Origin of the sequence: Saliniferula longa (assembly GCF_050789285.1) — a bacterium.
Taxonomy (GTDB): Bacteria; Pseudomonadota; Alphaproteobacteria; order Rhodobacterales; family Rhodobacteraceae; genus CAVPWP01.
This window is the reverse complement of the sequence record NZ_JBOUVX010000001.1, coordinates 159,086-180,375: the sequence shown is the minus strand read 5'-3', so window position 1 is coordinate 180,375 and position 21,290 is coordinate 159,086. Positions and strand designations below refer to the sequence as shown.

15 protein-coding genes and 1 tRNA gene are annotated in these 21,290 nt (G+C 66.6%); 7 read left to right on the top strand and 9 right to left on the bottom strand.

The window, feature by feature from the left end; all coding sequences use genetic code 11:
- The 5 genes from ACRDNQ_RS00735 to ACRDNQ_RS00715 all read right to left on the bottom strand — a co-directional run bounded on the left by ACRDNQ_RS00735 (position 1) and on the right by ACRDNQ_RS00715 (position 6,276).
- Complete coding sequence (locus tag ACRDNQ_RS00735) at positions 1-276, bottom strand: HlyU family transcriptional regulator (protein WP_431826705.1); 276 nt, start codon at positions 274-276, stop codon at positions 1-3.
- A gap of 87 nt (positions 277-363) precedes the next feature.
- A complete protein-coding gene (locus tag ACRDNQ_RS00730; RefSeq protein WP_431826704.1) occupies positions 364-495 on the bottom strand; it encodes a hypothetical protein in 132 nt (43 codons plus the stop codon).
- A gap of 256 nt (positions 496-751) precedes the next feature.
- Positions 752-2,740, bottom strand: a complete 1,989-nt coding sequence (gene rpoD / locus ACRDNQ_RS00725; protein ID WP_431826703.1) for an RNA polymerase sigma factor RpoD — start codon at positions 2,738-2,740, stop codon at positions 752-754.
- A 106-nt stretch (positions 2,741-2,846) separates the two neighbouring features.
- On the bottom strand, positions 2,847-4,790 hold the full coding sequence (dnaG, locus tag ACRDNQ_RS00720) for a DNA primase (RefSeq protein ID WP_431826702.1): 1,944 nt from the start codon (positions 4,788-4,790) through the stop codon (positions 2,847-2,849).
- 100 nt (positions 4,791-4,890) lie between these two features.
- Positions 4,891-6,276, bottom strand: a complete 1,386-nt coding sequence (locus ACRDNQ_RS00715) for a Glu/Leu/Phe/Val family dehydrogenase (RefSeq protein ID WP_431827830.1) — start codon at positions 6,274-6,276, stop codon at positions 4,891-4,893.
- A 383-nt stretch (positions 6,277-6,659) separates the two neighbouring features.
- On the opposite strand from ACRDNQ_RS00715, the gene ACRDNQ_RS00710 reads away from it, so the two are divergent.
- The 3 genes from ACRDNQ_RS00710 to ACRDNQ_RS00700 are packed head-to-tail and all read left to right on the top strand — an operon-like array spanning position 6,660 to position 9,780.
- Positions 6,660-8,585 carry a TadE/TadG family type IV pilus assembly protein gene (locus ACRDNQ_RS00710; RefSeq protein WP_431826701.1) on the top strand — a complete coding sequence of 642 codons (1,926 nt, stop codon included), beginning with the start codon at positions 6,660-6,662 and terminating at the stop codon, positions 8,583-8,585.
- Positions 8,582-9,169, top strand: a complete 588-nt coding sequence (locus ACRDNQ_RS00705; protein WP_431826700.1) for a TadE/TadG family type IV pilus assembly protein — start codon at positions 8,582-8,584, stop codon at positions 9,167-9,169. The genes ACRDNQ_RS00710 and ACRDNQ_RS00705 overlap by 4 nt, the downstream gene beginning before the upstream one ends.
- On the top strand, positions 9,166-9,780 hold the full coding sequence (locus ACRDNQ_RS00700; RefSeq protein ID WP_431826699.1) for a TadE/TadG family type IV pilus assembly protein: 615 nt from the start codon (positions 9,166-9,168) through the stop codon (positions 9,778-9,780). The genes ACRDNQ_RS00705 and ACRDNQ_RS00700 overlap by 4 nt, the downstream gene beginning before the upstream one ends.
- On the opposite strand, the gene ACRDNQ_RS00695 is transcribed toward ACRDNQ_RS00700, so the two are convergent.
- The gene (locus ACRDNQ_RS00695) at positions 9,777-10,262 is read right to left on the bottom strand and encodes a hypothetical protein (RefSeq protein ID WP_431826698.1); all 486 of its coding nucleotides are present in this window, start codon (positions 10,260-10,262) and stop codon (positions 9,777-9,779) included. The two genes, ACRDNQ_RS00700 and ACRDNQ_RS00695, sit on opposite strands and share 4 nt — an antisense overlap.
- A 106-nt stretch (positions 10,263-10,368) precedes the next feature.
- On the opposite strand from ACRDNQ_RS00695, the gene ACRDNQ_RS00690 reads away from it, so the two are divergent.
- Genes ACRDNQ_RS00690 through ACRDNQ_RS00680 form a run of 3 tightly spaced genes read left to right on the top strand, consistent with a single transcriptional unit; the run spans position 10,369 to position 14,669 of the window.
- A complete protein-coding gene (locus ACRDNQ_RS00690; protein WP_431826697.1) occupies positions 10,369-11,088 on the top strand; it encodes an ABC transporter ATP-binding protein in 720 nt (239 codons plus the stop codon).
- Between the two features lie 5 nt (positions 11,089-11,093).
- A complete protein-coding gene (locus ACRDNQ_RS00685; protein WP_431826696.1) occupies positions 11,094-13,457 on the top strand; it encodes an ABC transporter permease in 2,364 nt (787 codons plus the stop codon).
- A gap of 3 nt (positions 13,458-13,460) precedes the next feature.
- Positions 13,461-14,669: an efflux RND transporter periplasmic adaptor subunit gene (locus ACRDNQ_RS00680; protein WP_431826695.1), complete on the top strand. Its 1,209-nt coding sequence runs from the start codon at positions 13,461-13,463 to the stop codon at positions 14,667-14,669.
- A 31-nt stretch (positions 14,670-14,700) separates the two neighbouring features.
- Here the strand turns inward: ACRDNQ_RS00680 and ACRDNQ_RS00675 are convergent, their stop codons facing one another.
- From ACRDNQ_RS00675 to ACRDNQ_RS00665, 3 genes are all read right to left on the bottom strand, one after another.
- A complete protein-coding gene (locus ACRDNQ_RS00675; RefSeq protein ID WP_431826694.1) occupies positions 14,701-16,593 on the bottom strand; it encodes an acyl-CoA synthetase in 1,893 nt (630 codons plus the stop codon).
- A 145-nt stretch (positions 16,594-16,738) separates the two neighbouring features.
- Positions 16,739-18,532: an ABC transporter transmembrane domain-containing protein gene (locus tag ACRDNQ_RS00670; protein WP_431826693.1), complete on the bottom strand. Its 1,794-nt coding sequence runs from the start codon at positions 18,530-18,532 to the stop codon at positions 16,739-16,741.
- Positions 18,533-18,710: 178 nt separating this feature from the next.
- A tRNA-Gly gene (locus ACRDNQ_RS00665) sits at positions 18,711-18,784 on the bottom strand.
- Between the two features lie 190 nt (positions 18,785-18,974).
- On the opposite strand from ACRDNQ_RS00665, the gene ACRDNQ_RS00660 reads away from it, so the two are divergent.
- Positions 18,975-21,284 (top strand): aminotransferase class III-fold pyridoxal phosphate-dependent enzyme, encoded by a 2,310-nt coding sequence (locus tag ACRDNQ_RS00660; RefSeq protein WP_431826692.1) that lies wholly within the window; start codon positions 18,975-18,977, stop codon positions 21,282-21,284.
- The last annotated feature ends 6 nt before the right edge of the window (positions 21,285-21,290 follow it).

The window sequence follows — 21,290 nt, the reverse complement described above, 5'->3', positions numbered from 1 at the left end:
TCAGTCGAACAGACGTTCGCCCTGCTCGTCGATCAGCATCTTGGCCTTGGCGACCGACGCCTCGGCCGCGCCGTCCGGATCGCCCAGCATGTCGGCCCGGATCAGGGTATGGGTCTTCGTCACGCCGCCCACCTCCTTGGTGATCCGCGCGCTGATGCGGTACTGCGAACCTTCTCGGATCGGCGTGGGGGTGATGGCGAAACCCTTGTGGTCGATGGCGTCGGCCGTGGGGCCGGACGAGCCGCCGCCGCCGAACAGACGCGAGAAAAGGGACATGGGCGCGCGCTCCCTGTTGCTGGAGTGTTCGGCGAAAGACTAGCGGGCGGGGGCGTCGGGGGAAAGGGTGGCGCGAAACCGGGTTCGTCACGACCTCGGGAAGAAGAACCGGATCACGCGCGTCGCCTCGTCCAGCTTCGCCACACGCAGCGTGATGTCGCCCGCGTTCGTTTCGGCGGCCGCCAGGAACGCCTGGAGAATTCGTTGTTGCGAAACCACTCGGGCGCGAAGTGCCGGCCCGCGAAGTCAGAACAACACTACGCGCTGGTTCAGGACTGCGGGGCAATACAACTTGTTGCCCGAGTATGCGCAAAGGTCGTGGTCGATCTAGCCGTGCGAAGCGGGACGCAGGTCCGCCCCGGTCACACGGTCGGAATCACCCGGCAACCGCAGCTAGACCGCCCTCACGTGGTCGTCGCCGATTGCCGCGAACTGCGCGGACGACCGAAGAAAATCGTCGTCCGAGACCATCCCCCTACTGATCGAGGAAGCTCCGCAGCTTTCGGCTCCGGCTGGGGTGCTTGAGCTTGCGCAGCGCCTTCGCCTCGATCTGGCGGATGCGTTCGCGGGTCACGCTGAACTGCTGGCCCACCTCTTCCAGCGTGTGGTCGGTGTTCATTCCGATACCGAAGCGCATGCGCAGCACGCGTTCCTCGCGCGGGGTGAGCGAGGCCAGAACGCGGGTCGTCGTCTCCTTCAGGTTTTCCTGAATGGCGCTGTCAAGCGGCAGGACGGCGTTCTTGTCCTCGATGAAATCGCCAAGCTGGCTGTCTTCCTCGTCGCCGATGGGCGTCTCGAGGCTGATCGGCTCCTTGGCGATCTTCATCACCTTGCGCACCTTCTCGAGTGGCATCTGAAGCTTTTCGGCCAGTTCCTCGGGCGTAGGTTCGCGACCGATCTCGTGCAGCATCTGGCGGCCGGTGCGCACCAGCTTGTTGATCGTCTCGATCATGTGCACGGGGATGCGGATCGTGCGCGCCTGATCGGCGATCGAGCGGGTGATCGCCTGCCGGATCCACCAGGTCGCGTAGGTCGAGAACTTGTAGCCGCGGCGATACTCGAACTTGTCGACGGCCTTCATCAGGCCGATGTTGCCTTCCTGAATGAGATCAAGGAATTGCAGACCGCGGTTGGTGTATTTCTTGGCGATCGAGATGACGAGGCGGAGGTTGGCCTCGACCATTTCCTTCTTGGCCTGCCGGGCTTCCTTCTCGCCCTTCTGGACCTGCGACACGATGCGGCGGAATTCGCCGATGTCGACGCCGACATACTGGCCGACCTGCGCCATCTCGGCGCGCAGTTCCTCGACCTTGTCGGACGAGCGCTCGACAAAAGCCTGCCAACCGCGACCGGCCTTCTGCGCCATCCGGTCAAGCCAGGCGGGGTCAAGCTCGTAGCCGCGGTACTCGTCGATGAATTCGCGGCGGTTGATGCGCGCCTGATCGGCCAGCTTCACCATCTGGCCGTCGATCGCCATGATCCGGCGGTTGATCCCGTAAAGCTGGTCGATCAACGCTTCGATACGGTTGTTGTGCAGGTGAAGCTCGTTCACCAGCTCGACGATTTCCGATCGCAGCTTCTGATAGCGCTCTTCGTCGCCGACGCTGAACGAGCCATCCTCGTTCAGCGTGGCCGACATGCGCAGGTCCTGCATCTCGGACAGCTTCGAATAGTCGCGCGCGATGCGTTCCAGAATGTCGAGCACCCGCGGCTTCAGCGCCGATTCCATCGCGGCCAGCGACATGCTGGCCTGGTCGTCGTCGTCTTCCTCGTCGTCGGTCCGGATCGGGTTGCCGTCGGCGTCAAGTTCGGGCTCGTCGCTGCGTTTCTTCGGCGAACTCGCCGAGACCTCGATGTCGTCGACCACCGGTTCGTCGTCGCCATCCTCGCCGACCGAGCGACCAAAGGTCGTCTCGAGGTCGATGACGTCGCGCAGCAGGATGTCCTCGTTCAGAAGCTCGTCGCGCCAGATGGTGATGGCCTGGAAGGTCAGCGGGCTTTCGCACAGGCCCGCGATCATCGTGTTGCGGCCGGCCTCGATGCGCTTTGCGATCGCGATCTCGCCCTCGCGCGACAGAAGCTCGACCGAGCCCATCTCGCGCAGGTACATCCGCACCGGGTCATCGGTGCGGTCAAGCTTTTCGGTCTCGGTCGCGGCGACGGCGATCTCGCGCGAGGTCGAGGTCTCGACCACGTCGGTCGCGCCCTTCTGTTCGTCATCCTCGAGTTCGTCATCCTCGATGACGTTGATGCCCATCTCCGAGAGCATCGACATCACGTCCTCGATCTGTTCCGACGACACCTGTTCGGGCGGCAGGACCTGATTGAGCTGATCGTATGTGATGTAGCCGCGTTCGCGGGCATCGGCGATCATCTTCTTGACGGCGGCCTGGCTCATGTCGAGCATCATCTCGCCGTCCTGATCGTCCTGCTTGCGCTCTTCCGAGGTGTCCTTAGCGGCCATGCGGCACTCCTGATCATCTGGCGATTCGCCTGACGCGAATCATTTAGGGCGACTCACCGATTCGCAACCCGTCGGCACATCGCCTACCGGGTCTGCGGCCCGGCTGCTACGGTCGTTTGCGGCCTCCGCGCCCGAAATCGATCTGCCCGAAGACCGCCTTGGCGCGGTCGCGGTCCTCCTTGCTCAGGCGAAGACCGTTGGGTGCACGTTCGAAATCCGTTTCCTCCCCGGCCGTGATCCGGCCCGCGCTGTTACGCGCCTCGGCGGCCTGGCTCAACCTCCATGTCACGCCTTCGTCGGCCAGGGCCTGAAGGTCGTGCGCCGCTTCCTCGATCTCACGCTCGGCGCCGCGGCGGGCGGCCAGCTTGGCCAGCTCTTCGCGGACACACGCCATCGCCAGGGCGCTGTCGTCCGCGTTGCGCACCCCCGGCGAGATTTGCACATGGCGCAGGGTAAAGAGCTTTTCAAGAGCGTCCGCCCCGGCGAGGCGATCGATTTCGTCGCGCGTGGGCTCGGGCGAGGACAGAAGCGCCGAAAGCACCCGCGCATGGTCCTGGGTCAGCGGCTCCATCCGCTCGAGCTCGTCGACGAAGTCGGGGATCAGGCCAGGATGCGTGACGAGCATGGCAAGGATCACCGCTTCGCGCAGCTGATCCTCCCAGGACGCATCCGCCGTCGCCAGGGCCGAGGCCTTGGCCGCAGGCGTGGGCGTGCGCGGGGCGTCGCGGCCGAAACCGCGCGGCCCCTTGAACCGGGGGACGCGCTGGGGCGCGAACAGGTCTTGCCGCAAGCGGTTGACCTCGGCCCCGTAGTGCGAGCGGACCGACGGGTCCTTGATCCGACGGATCGCCTCGCGCAGCGACTTGTCCAGCCCCGCGCGCCGTTCGGGGCTGTCGAAGACCTTACCTTCCGTCTCGCGCCGCCAGAGCAGCGTCACCATCGGCACCGCCGCGTCGAGGCAGCGCTGCATCGCCGCCGCCCCGCCCGCGCGGATCAGGTCGTCGGGGTCCTGTCCATCGGGAAGGATCGCGAAGCGCAGCGATTGCCCGGCCTCGAGCATCGGCAGCGCAAGGTCGATCAGGCGCAGCGCGGCGTTGAGGCCCGCCCGGTCGCCGTCAAGCGCCACCACCGGCTCGGGGTCGATGCGCCACAGAAGGCGCAGTTGATCTTCGGTGACGGCGGTGCCAAGCGGCGCGACGGTGGCCGTGAACCCCGCCTCGGTCAGGGCGATCACGTCCATGTAGCCTTCCGCGACGATCAGCGGCTGGCCCTTGCCCGCCGCCTCGCGCGCCGGGCCGTGGTTGAACAGGCTCCGGCCCTTGTCGAAGAGCTCGGTCTCGGGCGAGTTCAGGTATTTCGCAGTGTCGGCCGGATCCATCGCGCGGCCGCCGAAGGCGATGGCGCGGCCGCGGGCGTCGCGGATCGGGAACATGATGCGGTTGCGGAAGGTGTCGTAGGGCTCCTTGCCACGGTCCGACGATCGCGCGAGTCCCGCGCCAAGGATCAGGTCGGCCGCCACGCCCTTGCCGCGCAGATGCTCCCACAGCCCCTGCCAGCCCGGCGGGGCAAAGCCGATCTCCCAGCGGTCGAGGGCGGCCTCGGACAGGCTGCGTCGGGCAAGGTAGTCGCGCGCTTCGGCCGCGGCGGCGGTCCGCAGTTGCAGACGGTAATGGCGCACGGCCTGCTCCATCACCTCGGCCAGGTCGGCGCGACGGTCCGACTTCTCCTGCGCCTTCGGATCGCGCGCGGGCATCGGCATGCCGGCCTCGCGGGCCAGCACCTCGACCGCTTCCATGAATCCCAGGTTCTCGGTCTCGCGCACGAACGAGATCGCGTCGCCCTTCGCGTGACAGCCGAAGCAGTAGTAATAGCCCTTGCGGTCGTCGACGTGGAAGCTTGCGGACTTTTCCTGGTGGAACGGGCACGGCGCCCAGAGATCGCCCTTGCCGCGGTTCGACTTGCGCGCATCCCAGACGACCTTGCGTCCGACAACCTGCGACAGCGAGGTGCGCGTCCGAAGCTCGTCAAGGAAACCGGGGGGCAGACTCATGCCCTAGTATATCGGCACGCCGCCGCCCCGAGTCGAGAGTGCCCGGGGGTCTTCTCTTTCCAAATACTCCCGCCGGAGGCGGCCACCGTGTGCCGCCCGTTCAGAGCCCCTTGGCCTTGTAGCTTTTCGCCACCCGCCCGATCGCAACGATGTAGGCCGCCACGCGCAGGTCCTGCACGTCGTCGCGCCCGTGCCAGACCTCGCGCATGGACTGGTAGGCCGTGCGCATCGTGTCGTCGAGGCCCGAGCGCACCAGTTCCAGCTCGTCCGCGCCGCGCAGGTATTTCTCCTTGAAGCCGGGCGACAGCGTCCAGCCGATGCCGGTGTCGGCCGACAGCCGCTCCAGTTCATCCACCACAAGCTGGTGGCGGGCCTCTTCCTGACGGCGCTGCATCCGCCCGAAGCGGATGTGGCTGAGGTTCTTCACCCACTCGAAATAGCTCACCGTCACGCCACCTGCGTTGGCGTAAAGATCGGGGATGATCACCGTCCCCCTCGCGCGCAGCACTTCGTCCGCGCCCGAGGTGACGGGGCCGTTCGCGGCCTCCATGATCAGCGGCGCGCGAATGCGCTCGGCGTTGCCCAGGTTGATCACGCCTTCCAGCGCGGCCGGGATCAGGATGTCGCACTCGGCCTCGAGAAGGCTTGCCCCCTCGGCCACGTATGTCGCGTCGGCGAAGCCGGACACTCCCCCGTGGCGCTGGATCCAGGCCCGCACCGCCTCGACGTCGAGGCCGGTCTCGGAATGAAGCGCGCCGTCGTGCTCGACGATGCCGGTGATGCGGCACCCGTCTTCTTCGCTGAGGAACTTCGCGGCGTGATAGCCCACGTTGCCAAGGCCCTGCACGATCACGCGCTTGCCGTCGAGCTTGCCCGAAAGACCGGCCTTCGCGACGTCCTCGGGGTGGCGGAAGAACTCGCGCAGCGCGTATTGCACACCGCGCCCCGTCGCCTCGACCCGGCCCTGAATGCCGCCTGCGTGCGGCGGCTTGCCGGTCACGCAGGCGCGCGCGTTGATGTCGGCGGTGTTCATCCGCGCGTACTGGTCGGCGATCCAGGCCATCTCGCGCTCGCCCGTACCCATGTCGGGGGCGGGAACGTTCTGGGCAGGGTTGATCAGGTCGCGCTTCGCAAGTTCATAGGCGAAACGCCGCGTGATCAATTCAAGCTCGTGCTCCTCGTACTGGCGCGGGTCGATGCAGAGCCCGCCCTTGGATCCGCCGAACGGCACCTCGACCAGCGCGCACTTGTAGGTCATCAGCGCGGCCAGCGCCTCGACCTCGTCCTGGTTGACGGCCAGCGCATAGCGGATGCCGCCCTTGACCGGTTCCATGTGTTCGGAATGGACCGAGCGATAGCCGGTGAAGGTGTGGATCTGACCGCGCAGGCGCACCCCGAAACGCACCGTATAGGTCGAGTTGCAGACGCGGATCTTCTCTTCAAGGCCGGGGCTGAGATCCATCAGCGCCACTGCGCGGTTGAACATCAGGTCGACGCTGTCGCGAAAGCCGGGCTCGGCGGTGCGGGTCTGGATGGTCACGGCATGCTTCCTTCTCCCTCGGGCGGCGCGCGGGCCCGCGAATCACGCAACCCAGCCGTCTTCGGTCAGGCTACCGCATCGGGGTATCGAATTCCTCCTTGGTTCCCGGGCGCAAACGAACACGCGAGACGTGGGGCTTTGTTTCCCGATCGTGGACAGCTTTCGTGATCAGTTTATGAACGCCAGCCGCAATTGTCGTTCATTCGCGGTTAATCGTCGATTGAAGCGGCCCTCGCCCAATTTTGGCCACATAACGACGTCCACTTTCACGTGTGGTGGTCCGTTCCGGATGCGGTGTTCGCAGGCCCGGGACCCAAGGTAGGTGGAATATGATTGGCCAGTCGTACGGCAGCGAGACCCTTCCTCTTTCGACGCAGGCCCGGCTTTTCGGGTCCGTCGCGCTGCGCCGCACCCGGCGGTTCCGACAGGACGAAGAGGGTGGCATCATCATTCTCGCGCTGTTCTTCTTCCTTGGCATGGTCATGGTCAGCGGCCTCGCCGTGGACCTGATGCGCTTCGAGACGTCGCGCGTGATCAACCAGGCCACGATGGACCGCGCGGCGCTGGCGGCAGCGGGGCTCAGCCAGCCGCTCGATCCCCGGGACGTGGTCATCGACTACTACGTGAAGGCGGGGCGCACGCCGCCGCCGCGCGAGACGATCGACGTCCAGGAAAGCTATGTCGGCGGTGTCTTCGACGAGGACGGCAATCCGATTCCCGGCCAGGAGGGCGAGCTTGTCTCGCGCCAGGTAGCGATCACTTCGAGGGTGACCTCGCCCAACTACTTCACCAACTGGGTGAACGTGAACGGCATCTTCGGCGACGATTTCGACGCCGCGGGCAAGGGTCGTGCGGCCGAGGTCACGCAGTTCCAGTCGGTCGCGGGAAGCACCGCGCTCGAGCGGATCCAGAACGTCGAGATCTCGCTTGTCGTCGACATCTCCGGGTCGATGGGATCGAACCGGCGGCTCATCAACCTCAAGAGCGCGGCCAACGAATTCATCGACACGGTCGTCGACGAAGAGCGGACGGAAGGCATCACGTCGATGTCGATCATCCCCTACCACTCGGTCGTGGTGACCGGGCCGATGATCGACTACCTCAACGCAGACGGGGAAACGATTCAGGTGGTCAACCCGCCGGCGCATCCCGGCGCGATCACGGCCTACGACACCACGCACGACTTCGCGACCTGCATCCGCTTCGACGACGAGGATTTCGACACGGTGGTGGTTGACGCGAGCACGCCGCTTGAACGGCTTGGCCACTTCCATGAAGGCGGCGACAGCTATAACCAACCGTCCGACGATGAGCGCTGGTGCGACGAGACCCGCACCCCGATGCTTGTCCATTCGACAAGCGTCACCCAGCTCAAGAACCATATCAACAGCCTGACCGCCAGTGGCTGGACGGCCGTCGACCTGGGCATCAAGTGGGGCGCGGCCCTGCTTGACCCGGCGCTTCGCCCGGTCGTGGCCGAGATGATCGAGGACAACTTGATCGCCGATCGTGCCGAGAACCGGCCGAACGACTACGACCCCACCGAAACGATGAAGGTTCTGGTCGTCATGACGGACGGCGAGAACACGGTTCAGCGCGATCTCAAGCAACAGTTCAAGAACGGCCCCTCGCGCATCTGGTATTCGCATGAAGCCTGGAGCACCGCGCAAGGCTGCTTCTCGGCCTGGAACCCGAACCAGCGCCCCTCGGACACCTCGTGCCGTTATCGCCGGTACGATTCGCAGCTTGGCCGCAACCTGACCTGGCGCGACGGCTTCTTCGTCGAGATGCCGAACCGGTCGTCGAGCCAGCGCTGGTACCGCCCCGGCCACTGGAACACGACGGGCGACAACCGGTATTACAGCGCGAACTTCCTCGACAGCTATCCCGACGCACGTCAGATCGACTACATCACGCTGCACGACTGGTTCGCCGAGGACGACATCGCCAACTACTTCTTCGATGGCGCCGACAACACCGCGCGCAACCAGCACCGCGCCGCCCTGGAGGACTTCACCGGGTACTCGGCCGCCGACCAGCGGATGAAGGACATCTGCGACGCGGTGAAGCGCGACACCAGCGCGGTGATCTTCACGCTGGCCTTCGAGGCGCCGTCCGGTGCGAAGGAGGTCATGAAGTACTGCGCCACGGGCGGGGCGAACGGCGGGTTCTACTATGAAACCGACGGCACCGGCATCTCGGACGCCTTCCGGTCGATCGCCGGCCAGATCACGCAGCTGAGGCTTACGCAATGACCGGCCTCGGCACCCGCGCGGCGCGGCGGTTCGGGCGCTTTCTCCGGGCCGAGACCGGCACGGCGACGGTCGAGTTCGCCCTGCTGTTCCCGCCCCTCTTCCTGATCTTCGCCTCGTCGATCGAGGCGGGACTGATGATGATCCGCAACGTCCAGCTCGAGCGCGGGCTCGACCTTGCGGTGCGCGAGATCCGCATCGGCACGCCGACACCGCCGGACTTCGACACCTTCCGCGATCAGATCTGCGACGTCGCGACACTGGTTCCGAACTGCATGGAGGACCTTCAGGTCGAGCTTCAGGTCGTCAGCTCGGACACCTGGCAACCGCTCGACAACCGCCCGCGCTGCGTCGACCGCAACGCCGAGACAGACCCCTTCGACGACCCCGACTACGACGTCGGTCGCAACAACGACTTCATGCTCGTGCGGCTTTGCGCGAACGTCGACCCGATCCTGCCGGGCTTCGGCCTGGGCGCGATCCTTGACCGCATCCCCAGCGAGGGCGCGCCGGGCGACGAGGATTTCCGGCCGAACGGCTATGCCATCGTGGCCGTCAGCGCCTTCGTCAACGAACCCAGCCGGTGATCCAGATGCAGGTCCTGAAATCCCTTTTCCGCGAGTTCCTGAAGGACGAAGACGCCACGCTTTCGGCCGAAACCGCGATCATCCTGCCGATCCTGCTGTGGGCTTATGGCGGCATGTACGTGTTCTGGGATGCCTTCAAGATGCAGAACATCAACGTGAAGTCGGCCTACACGATCGCGGACATGCTTTCGCGCGAGATCGTGAACATCACGCCCGAGTACATCGACGGCATGGCCGCGATGCACAACTTCCTCAACCGCGACCGCTATGTCACGCGGCTGCGGGTTTCGGTGGTGGGTGCGCAACTCGATCCGATATCCGGCAACACCGAATTCGTGCTGTGCTGGTCCGAGGCGCGCGGCAACGGGATGGAACGGCACACCGCGATCTCGGACATCGAGGACCGCATCCCGATGATGGCGGTCGGCACCGAGGTGATCGTCGTCGAGACCGAGATGGACTACGTGCCCCTGCTGCGCCGGCCCTATGGGCTGGACGAACGGACCTTCACGAACTTCATCCCGACGCGCCCGCGCTTCAACCGGGGACAGGTCGGGTTCGACGATGGGTCGACCGTGGTGAACTGCCTCAACCCGCAGCTCAACACCTAGGTCCTTTCGGCGATCACCATCGCAAGGATATCGGCCATCGCGCGGGCCTCGGCACCGCGCGTCACGCCGCCCACGCCGACCGTCCGCCGCCAGCGCCACCAGATGCCCGGCGACCAGCCGAAGGGCTGACGCACGCTGAGGTGAACGACGAAGCCGCCCGAGGGCTTGAAGGCCAGCGCTCCGCGCTCGACCCCCTTCACGTCGGCCACCTTGCAGATCGTCCGCCCCCCCGTGGTCCGCAGTTCGCGCCGCGTCAGTTCGATCCCGTCCTGCGCGGCACGATACATCTCGAACGCCGCCCAGAAGGCCAGCGCGCCGCAGGCCAGCAGGACGGCCAGCCATCCGATATCGGCGGGCGGCGTGGTGATCGCGATCCACAGAAGGAACGCGCCCAGCACCCCCAGCGAGGCGATGCCGATCGAGGCCCGCGGCCCCGAGGCGCGCAGCGCGGCAATGACCCTGTCGTCGTCCGTCGCATCCATGCGTCGCCTCCTACCCCGGTCGCGCGTCCTTGGCGAGGGACCGCAGAAGATTTTCACTTGATCCGGGTCAAGGCCGCAGCCGACCGCCAATGCAATGCTGCGCCCCATGGAACGCGCAGAGCCACAGGCGATCTTCCGGATGGAAGGCGTCACAAAGGTCTATGACACCGGCGAGGTGAAGGTCCATGCCCTGGCGGGCGTGGACATGGAGCTTTACGCGGGCGAGTTCACCGTGCTCCTTGGCCCCTCGGGCAGCGGGAAGTCCACGCTTCTCAACATCCTTGGAGGGCTCGATCAGGCGACCGAAGGCCGCGTGTTCTTTCGCGATCTCGAACTGACAGGGCTGAACGACCGGGGGCTGACGCGCTATCGGCGCGACCACGTGGGCTTCGTCTTCCAGTTCTACAACCTCGTGCCATCGCTCACCGCGCGCGAAAACGTTCAGCTTGTCACCGATGTCGCCCCGAACCCCATGCCCGCCGCCGAGGCGCTGGGGCTTGTGGGGCTGACACACCGGATCGATCATTTCCCGGCCGAGATGTCGGGCGGCGAACAGCAGCGGGTCGCGATCGCGCGCGCCATCGCCAAGCGCCCCGAGGTGCTGTTGTGCGACGAGCCCACCGGCGCTCTGGACAGCAAGACCGGCATCCGGGTGCTTGACGCGCTGCGCGACATCAACGACCGGTTCGGGACCTCGACCGTCGTGATCACGCACAACGCGGCAATCCAGAGGATGGCGCATCGCGTGATCACGTTCCAGGACGGCCGGATCAACGAAACCTGGGTCAACGACACGCGCGTCGCGCCCTCGGAAATCGAGTGGTAGGCGTGATGCGGGCGATCGACAGGAAACTTCTGCGGGATTTCCGGCGCCTCTGGTCCCAGGCCCTCGCCATCGCGATGGTGCTGGCCGCGGGCGTGTCGATCATGCTGATGTCGCTGGGCATGAGCCGCGCGCTCGATGACACGCGCACGGCCTTTTACGAACGCAACCGCTTTGCGGACGTCTTCGCGCATGTTCAGCGCGCCCCCCTGTCCCTGATGCCCGAGATCCTGGCCATCGACGGCGTCTATGCCGCCGAGGCGCGCATCCAGTCGCTTGTGCTGCTGGACCTGCCCGGCCGGGTCGAGACCGCACAGGCCTGGATCCAGTCGATCCCGGACGACGGCCTGCCGCGAATGAACCTGCCCGTGCTGCGGTCGGGCGACTGGCCAGGACCCGAGGCCCGCGACGAGGTGGTGGTGAACGAACCCTTCGCCGAGGCGAACGGCTATGTGATTGGCGACAGCTTCGCGGTGAACCTCGACGGCCAGAAGCGCAGGGTGACGATCGTCGGCACCGTGCTTTCGCCCGAATACATCTACACGATCGGACCCGGGCAGATGATGCCCGACAACCGCAACATGGGCGTGATCTGGATGCGTGAGCGAACGCTCGCCGCGGCCTTCGACATGACCGGTGCGTTCAATTCCCTGTCGCTTCAGATCCTGCCCGGCACGCCGATCGACACGGTCATCGACCACCTCGAGACCATTCTCGACCCCTTCGGCTCCAACGGCGCCCATGGTCGCGAGGACCAGATCAGCCACGCTTTCCTCGGCGGCGAGATCACGCAACTCAAGACGCTGGCCTATGTGCTGCCGCCGGTCTTCATGGGGATCACCGTGTTCCTCGTGAACATGGTGATCGGGCGGATCGTGGCGCTTGAACGCGCGGAGATCGGGCTGATGAAGGCGGTGGGCTATTCCGACCTGACGATCTGCATCCACTATCTGATGCTTGCGGGCCTGATCGCGCTTGTCGGCATCGTCATCGGCTGGGCGGCGGGGACATGGCTGGCCCGGGCGATGGCCGAGATGTATGCTGAATTCTTCAAGTTCCCTTACCTCATCTTCGCGATGGGCAAGGATGTCTATGTCCTTTCGGCGCTGATCGCCATCGGCGCGGCGGTCGCGGGCTCGATGCGGGCGGCGCTGGCGGCGGCGTGGCTGCCGCCGGCGGTGGCGATGACCCCCCCTGCCCCGCCGCGGTTCAAGCGCACGTCGATCGACCGGCTGATCGCGGCGATGCGCCTCAGCCAGCCCACGGTGATGATCCTGCGGTCGGTGATGCGCTGGCCGGTCCGGTCGGCGATGACGGTCCTTGGTCTTGGCCTTGCCGTGGCGGTGCTGGTGGCGTCCAACTTCGCCGGGGATTCCACCGATGTCATCATCGACAGCGCCTTCTACCAGCAGAACCGTCAGGACGCGATCCTGATCCTTGGCGGCGACGCGCCCGAAATCGCCGTGGAAGAGGCACGCAGGCTGCCGGGCGCGATGATGGTCGAGGGCGAGATGTTCCTTGGCGCCACCCTGCGCCGGGGCCGCTACGAGAAAGACACCAACATCCAGGCCCGCCGGCCCGGCGCCACCCTCAGCCGCATGGTCGACGCCAAGGGCCGCACGGTCGAGCCGCCGCCCCTGGGGATCGTGCTGACCGACCGGCTGGCCGAAAGCCTGCACGCCGAGATCGGCGACATGATCGAGGTCGAGTTTCATGGCGGCGACCGGGGCACCTACGAGGTGCCGGTCGCGCAGATCGTGACGCAGTATTTCGGAATGGGGGCGCTGATGGACATGGACCGGCTGAACGCCCTGTTCCGGCAGGCGCCGCAGGTGACGACGATCAACCTCCAGCTCGACGAGGGCCAGATCGACGCCTTCCATGCCGCGCTGAAGGACATGCCCACGGTGCGCGGCACGATCATGATGACGCAGAACCGCCGTGCCTTTCAGGAAACGATCGCGACGAACCTGCTGACCACGATGACGGTCTTCGCGGTCCTTGGCATCCTGATCACTGTCGGCGTCGCCTACAATGGTGCGCGGGTGCAGCTTTCCGAACGCGCCCGCGAACTGGCAAGCCTGCGCATCCTCGGCTTTTCGAAGGCCGAGGTCTCGTACATCCTGATCGGCGAGACGATGCTGCTGGCGCTCCTGGCGCAGCCATTGGGCTGGGCGCTGGGCTATATGGTCGTCTGGACGCTGGTCAACAGCTTCACCTCGGATCTCTATTCCATTCCGCTGGTGCTGAACCCCGAGACCTACAGCTATGCAAGTCTGATCGTGCTGGCGGCCAGCCTTGGCGCCGCGCTGATCGTGCGGCGGCGCCTTGACCGGCTGGACCTTGTCGCCGTGATGAAGACACGGGAGTGATCCATGAAACCGACCCTGCGCACCGTCGTGCTGACCCTTCTTGCCCTGATCATCGCGGGCGGGCTTCTTTACGTCACGTTCCGCACCCAACCCGTGCCCGTCGACCTGACCGAAGTCGCCGCGGGTCCGATGCGCGTCACGATCAACGCCGACGGAAAGACCCGGATCCGAGAGGTCTATGACGTGGCCAGTCCGATCGCGGGCACCGCGTTGCGCGCGCCCGTCGACGTGGGCGACCCGGTGACGAAGGGCGAAACCGTCGTTGCCATCGTCGAACCCGCCGTTTCGGCCCTGCTCGACGCGCGCAGCCGGATCGAAGCCGAAGCCGCCGTGCGCGAGGCCGAGGCCGGCCTCGACGTCGCCCAGTCGCAAGTGCGCCAGGCCAGGGAAGACCTCGACTACGCGCGCCAGCAGTACGCCCGGACACAGGCGCTTGTGGAACGCGGCGTGGCGTCGGTCACCCGGCTTGAGGATGCCGACGCGCAGGTCGCGTCGCGCGAGGCGGCGCTGTCGGCGGCGCAATCGCGCGTGGACCTGGCCCAAAGCACGCTTGAACGGGCCAAGGCGGCCCTCTTCGAACCCGGGATCGGCCAGCCGGGCAACGCAGCCGGGGATTGCTGCATTCGCCTGACCGCGCCGGTCGACGGCGTGGTCCTGTCGGTCGAGGTCGTCAGCGAACGGCCCGTGTCGCCGGGTACCACGCTTGTCACAGTCGGTGACCCGACCGACCTCGAGATCGTGGCCGACCTGTTGTCCAGCGATGCGATCCGTGTCGGCCCGGGCACCGGGGCCATCGTCGAGCGCTGGGGCGGGCCAAACGCCTTGCGGGCCGAGTTGCGATCGATCGACCCGATCGCGCGCACCCGGGTCTCGGCGCTGGGGATCGAGGAACAGCGCGTCGACGCCCGTCTCGACTTTCTGACGCCGCCCGAGGAACGCACGGGTCTGGGGCACGGCTTTTCGGTCTTCCTGCGACTCATCGAGTGGGAAGAGGACGACGTGCTTCAGGCGCCGCTTTCGGCCCTGTTCCGGCAGGGCGCGGACTGGTACGTGTTCGTGGCCGACCAGGGCGTCGCCCGCCTGACCAAGGTCGAGGCCGGACGAAGAAACGAGGCCTCCGTGCAGATCTTGTCGGGCCTTCAGGCCGGCCAGCGGGTCGTCACCCACCCCAGCGACCAGATCACGGACGGCGCCGAGATCGTCGAACGCTAGGCGCCTTCACCGCGCAGCCGGCGGGCAGCGCTCAGTCCACCCACTCCCAGGGAGTGGTGAAGTTGCCCAGCGTCTCGGCGACCTTCGCCTCCTCGGCGGCCTTGCCCTTCGTCTTCAGACGCGCCACCAGTCCGCGCTTCTTGTCTTCGATCACCTCGGCGACGCGCGCCTCAAGATCGGCGGCGGCAAGCGCCTCGTCAAAGACGCGCGTGATCGCAAGACGGCGCAGGTCGGGCTTGAAGACCTTGCCGACGGCGGTCTTGGGCAGTTCGGGCAGGATCTCGATGTGCTTGGGATGGGCCGCCCGCTCGTGGATATGGGCACGCGCATGCTGCATCAGTTCGTCGGTCGTGACGCTGGCGCCCTTGACCAGTTCGACATAGGCGCAGGGCAACTCGCCCGCGCGGGCATCGGGCTGGCCGATCGCGCCGACCATCGCCACGGCATCGTGGCCGGCCAGCGCCTGCTCGATCTGGGCGGGATCGATGTTGTGGCCGCCTCGGATGATCAGGTCCTTCGCCCGCCCCGTGATCCACAGGTAGCCATCCGCGTCGATCCGGCCGAGGTCGCCGGTGCGCAGATAGACGTCATAGTGAAACAGCTGCAGGTTCTTGTCGGCCTCGGTGTAGGTCGCGCCAGGCAGGACGCCGGGGTTGGCCACGCAGATCTCGCCGATGTCGTCGACCGCCATTTCGGCCACGCCTTGGTCGACCGTGTGCACAAGGATCTTCACGTCGGTATAGGGGAAGGGAATGCCGACCGAGCCGATCTTCTTCGGCCCGTCGATCGGGTTGCACGAGACAAGGCAGGTCGCCTCGGTCAGGCCGTAGCCTTCGATGATGTTGACGCCCGTGGCCTTCTCGAAACGCTTGTAAAGCTCGACCGGCAGCGGCGCAGAGCCCGAAAAGGCGGTCTTCACCGTCGAGATGTCGGCGTTGACCGGCCGCTGCATCAGCGCCGAGATCGCTGTGGGGACGGTGATGATGAAGCTGATCTGCCAGCGCTCGATCAGCTTCCAGAAGTTGTCGAAGACGCCTTCGCCGCGATAGCCCTGTGGCGTCGGGAAGACGACATGTGCGCCCGAACTCAGCGCCGCCATCAGGATCACGTGGCAGGCGAAGACATGGAACAGCGGCAGCGGACAGATGATGTTGTCGGTCTCGCTGAAGAGGATCGTATGGCCGATCCAGCCGTTGTAGATCATGCCGCCATAGGTGTGCTGCGCGACCTTGGGCATGCCGGTCGTGCCGCCGGTATGGAAATAGGCGGCCACGCGGTCGCCCGTGCTGTCGGCGAAGGTCAGTGACCGGGGCTGGCGCGCGCATTCCGCGGCGAAGTCCAGCACGCGGGCATGGTGTGTGACCGGGTTCTTCGGCCGGATCAGCGGCACGATCCACGACTTCGGCGGCGTGAGGTAGCGCACCAGATCGACCTCGAGAACGGTCTCGACGCCGGGGGCGTGCCTCACCGCCTCGGCCACCTTCTGGGGCACGTCGGTCTTTGGAAAGGCCTTTAGCGTGACGACCACCTTCGCCTTCGTCTCGCGCAGGATCGAGGCGATCTGGTCGGGTTCGAGCAACGGGTTGATCGGGTTCGCGATGCCCGCGACCGCGCCGCCCAGAAGGGTCACGACCGTCTCGTTGGCGTTGGGCAGGACGTAGGCGACCACGTCGCTTTCGCCGATCCCGAGGCTGCGGAACAGGTTGGCCGCCTGGGTGACGCGGCCGTGCAGTTCGCGCCAGGTCAGGGTTTCGGCCTTGTCCGACGGCCCCGACAAGAGCTGGTAGGACACTGCCTTGTGGCCAGGAAACCTGTCGGCGGTGCGCGAAAGCAGTCCGTAAAGCGTGGCGGGTACGTCCCGCGCGCTCCAGTCCATCTGCGCTTCGATCGCCTTGGCGTCCGCCAGCGACGCGAAAATCGTCATCCCGGTCTCCTCCCCGAATGGCCGTTGGCCGGACCTTGGACGGCCCGGTCGCATGTTGCGCGCGAAGATGCGGAAACCGGCGCCCCCGTTCAAGCGGCGAAGGCCGTGCGAACGCCACGTCACGACGGGCGTGCCGCAGCGTCGTCTATTCGGCGGCAAGCCCTTCGGTGAACTGAAGCCGGGCCAACCGGGCGTAAAGACCGCCCTGCGCCACTAGGTCGCCATGGGTGCCTTCCGCGACGATCCGGCCCTGATCGAAGACAAGGATCCGGTCGGCCTTCTTCACCGTGGCAAGGCGGTGCGCGACGATCACGGTGGTCCGGCCTTCCGACAGCGTGTCGACGGCGCTTTGCACGGCCTGTTCGCTTTCGGCGTCCAGCGCCGAGGTGGCTTCGTCCAGAAGCAGGATCGGCGCATCGCGCAGAATGGCGCGGGCGATGGCCACGCGCTGCTTCTGGCCGCCCGACAGCATCACGCCGCGCTCGCCCACGTAGGTGTCATAGCCCTGCGGCAGCGCGGCCAGGAACTCGTGCGCGGCGGCGGCCTTCGCGGCGGCCTCGACCTCGGCGTCGGTGGCTTCGGGGCGGCCGAAGCGGATGTTCTCGCGCGCCGAGGCGGCGAAGATCACCGGGTCCTGCGGCACGAGCGCGATCGAGCGGCGGAAGTCGGCGCGCGCCATGTCGCGCAGGTCGGTCCCGTCCAGACGCACCGCCCCGCCCTGGGGGTCGTAAAAGCGCTGGATCAACTGGATGACCGTGGTCTTGCCCGCGCCCGACGGCCCGACAAGGGCCACCGTTTCACCGGGCGCAATCGTGAAGCTGACCCCGTCGAGGGCGGCCTGCTCGGGCCGGGCAGGATAGCGGAAGCGCACGTCCTCGAAGGCGATGCTGCCCTGCAGTGGACGCGGCGCGGCGATGGGGCGGGCCGGGTCGGCGACGGTATCTTCGGCGTGCAGAAGCTGGGCCAGCCGTTCGCTGGCGCCCGCGGCCCGCTGCAACTCGCCCCAGATCTCGGACAGGGCCGCGACGCCGCCCGCGACCATCACGGCGTAGATCACGAACTGGACAAGTTCGCCCACCGTCATGGCGTCGGCACGCACGTCGCGGGCGCCAATCCAGAGCACGCCGACGATGCCCGCGAAAACAAGCGCAATGACGATGACGGTCATCGCCGCGCGCACGCGCACACGGGTGCGCGCCGACAGGAACGCGCTTTCGGTCACCGTGGCGAAGGCGCCGCGCGAGGCGGCCTCGTGGGTGAAGGCCTGCACCGTCTGGACCGACAGGAGCGCCTCGGAGGCGTTGCCCGACGACGCCGCGATCCAGTCCTGGTTCTGGCGGCTGAGCACGCGCAGCCGGCGTCCCAGCAGAATGATCGGCACGATCACCGCAGGCACGATCAGAAGGACGAAGGCCGCAAGCTTGGGCGCCGTGACAAACAGCATCACAAGCCCGCCGGCAAGGATCAGCGCATTGCGCAGCGCGATCGAGATCGACGAGCCGATCACGCTGAGGATAAGCGTGGTGTCGGTGGTGATCCGGCTCAGGACCTCACCGGTCATGATCTTCTCGAAATAGGCCGGGCTCATGCCGATCATGCGGTCGAAGACCGCCTTGCGGATGTCGGCGACCACCCGCTCACCCAGTGTCGTGACAAGGTAGTAGCGCAGCCCAGAGCCCAGCGCGAAAAGGCCGGCGATGCCGAAGGCGGCAAGGAAATAGCTGTCAAGAAGCGCCTCGGCCGAGGTTTCGAACCCGTCGACCACGCGGCGCACGGCAATCGGCAGGACCAGCGATACGACCGCCGTGAAGACCAGCGCGGCAAGCGCCGCGACAAGATGCACCCGGTAGGGCATCACGAAGGGCCACAAGGCGCCAAGCGCCCGAACGTTGCGCGACTTGGCGCGTTCGGCTTCCGACTGGATCGCGGGCTCGGCCATGCATCCTCCCTTCCCGGTTCAGGCTGGATAGCGGCAACGCCGCGCCGTCACAAGGCGTCAGGCTGCGTCAGAATGGGCCAGGGCGGCCCTTCCGACGGGGGCAAGGATCAGCAAAGCCTTGGATGTGTTTGGGCCCTTGGCCGCGGGCGCGCGTCTGCGGCACGCACGACGTCGCGGCTGGAGCGGGCGGCGGGAATCGAACCCGCGTCATCAGCTTGGAAGGCTGAGGTCTTACCACTACACAACGCCCGCTCAGCGTCCGGAGGCATATTTCAAGGGTCATGGGGGGTCAAGCGCGATGTCTTCAGACCGATGACCCGCGGCCCCGGCACCGCCCTTGCGCCTGCCGCGCGGATTGCGCGTCTTGCAACCCGTTCGCGCGTCGCCGAGACTTCGCACGCAGCGGATGCGGTGCATCCCGACCTGGGGCCAAGGAGGCCGGATGAAGTTTCTCGCAGCCAACCCGCCAGACCTGCCGGTCTCCGTTGTCGAAGGACATCTGATCCGGGCCTACGGGCTGACCGGACGCATGAAGCCCCTCTATTCCGAACGCGATCAGAACCTGCTTCTGAGACTTCCCGATCGCCGCGCCTTCGTCGTCAAGGTGATGAACGGCTCGGAAGACGCGGGCCAGCTTGACTGCCAGATCGCCGCCCTGGATCACATCGCAAGGGTCGATCCCACGCTCAACGTGCCGCGCGTCCTGCCGACGCTTGAGGGCGGCCCGCTCTCAGAAATCGCGGCCCCGGACGGCGCCCTGTTCCAGTGCTACCTGCTGAGCTTTCTGGAAGGCGAAATCGCCGTCGAGCGGCCTTTGTCGCGCGGTGAGCTACACCGCATCGGGGCGCTTCTGGCGCAGCTTCAGACGGCGATGCGGGGCTTCTTTCACCCGTCTCTCAACGCGCGTCCGCTGCTGTGGGATCCGCGCCAGATCGGCCAGTTGTCCGGGCACGTCGACCTGTTGCCGTCGGAACACCGGGGCGTGGCGCGGCAGGCAATCGACAGGTTCCTGGGCCGGACCCTGCCGCGCCTCGCCGGGCTGCGGGCGCAGGCGCTTCACGCCGATCTGCACCGCCACAACCTTGTCGTTGCGCCCGACGAGGCGCCGCTGGGGGTTATCGACTTCGGCGACATGCTGCATGGGCCGATCGTCATCGACCTGGCCAATGCGCTGAGCGATTTCTCGGACGCGGAAACCCTGTTGCCCACGACCGAGGCGATCCTGTCAGGCTTCACCGCGCGCATCCCGCTTGAGGACGCGGAAACCGACACGCTCTACGACCTTGTCCTGATGCGCGTGCTGGTCGCCGCGCTGATCATGGCCTATCGCGCGACGCACACGCCCGACACCCCCGACTACACGGCTGGCGAGGCCTTTGGCTCGTTCGCGCTGATGCGGCAGATCGCGGCGTTGGGCCCCGACACCCTGACCGACCATTTTCGCAAGGCCAGCGGGATGGCGCCGGCGCCCGGGCGTTCCGTTCCCCTGTCGGGGCTTCTCGAGCGTCGCAGGCGGCTGATGGGCTCGCGCCCCTACCTGTTCTACGACCCCCCGCTGCACATGGTCCGCGGCGACGGCGTCTGGCTGACCGACGCAGGCGGTCGTCGCTATCTCGATTTCTACAACAACGTTCCGATCGTGGGGCATTGCAACCCCGCCGTGACCGAGGCGATCGCGCGGCAGGCGCGCGTGCTGAACACCAACACGCGCTATCTGGGCGAACAGGTGCTCGACTATGCCGAACGCCTTGGCGCGCTGACCGGCGGCGCCCTGACGGCATGCGCCTTCGTCAATTCGGGGTCCGAGGCAAACGACATCGCCTGGCGCATGGCGTGCGCCTGGACGGGGGCCACGGGCTTTCTCTGCCAGGACTTCGCCTACCACGGCATCACCGAGGCGATCGACGCCGTCTCGCCGTCGGCCAGCAAGACCGGGGTCCTGCCCCCCCATGTCCGCACCCTGATGGCGCCGGACACCTATAACAACCCGGGACTGGCGGCCGAGGACTTCGCCGCCGACACCGACCGGGCGATCGCGTCTCTGGCCGAGGCGGGCGTGAAACCGGCGGCCGTCATCATCGACAGCGCCTTCATGACCAATGGCGTGCTGGAGCCGCTTCCCGGCTATGTCGCGGGCGTCTTCGAGCGTGTGCGCGCCGCCGGGGGGCTTTGCATCGCCGACGAGGTGCAATCGGGCTTCGGTCGCATGGGCGGGCATTTCTGGGGCTACCAGCACCATGGCGTGACGCCCGATTTCGTGACCATCGGCAAGCCCGCCGGCAACGGCCACCCGATCGGCGTCGTCCTGACACGGCCCGAGATCCTTGATCACTTCGAGACGACCACCGCCTTCTTCTCGACCTTCGGGGGCAACAACGTCTCGGCGGCGGCGGGGCTGGCGGTGCTTGACGCCATCGACCGGCAGGACCTGACCGACCACGCCGCCCGCATGGGCGCGCGCTTCGCCGAGGGATTGCGAAAGCTGCAGGCCCGCCACCCGATCATCGGCTGCGTCAGGGCGACGGGGCTGGCCGTGGGTCTTGAACTGGTTGCGGACCGCGCCACCCGGGCGCCGGCCGCGGCGCAGACCGGACGGTTGATCGACCTTCTGAAGGACGAAGGCGTGCTGGTGGGCAGCGAGGGGATCCGCGGAAACATCGTCAAGATGCGCCCGCCCCTTGTCGTCAGCGCCGCGGACATCGACTTCGCCCTTGCCGCCCTCGACCGCGCACTCTCGCGGCTTGAACCCTGATCGCGG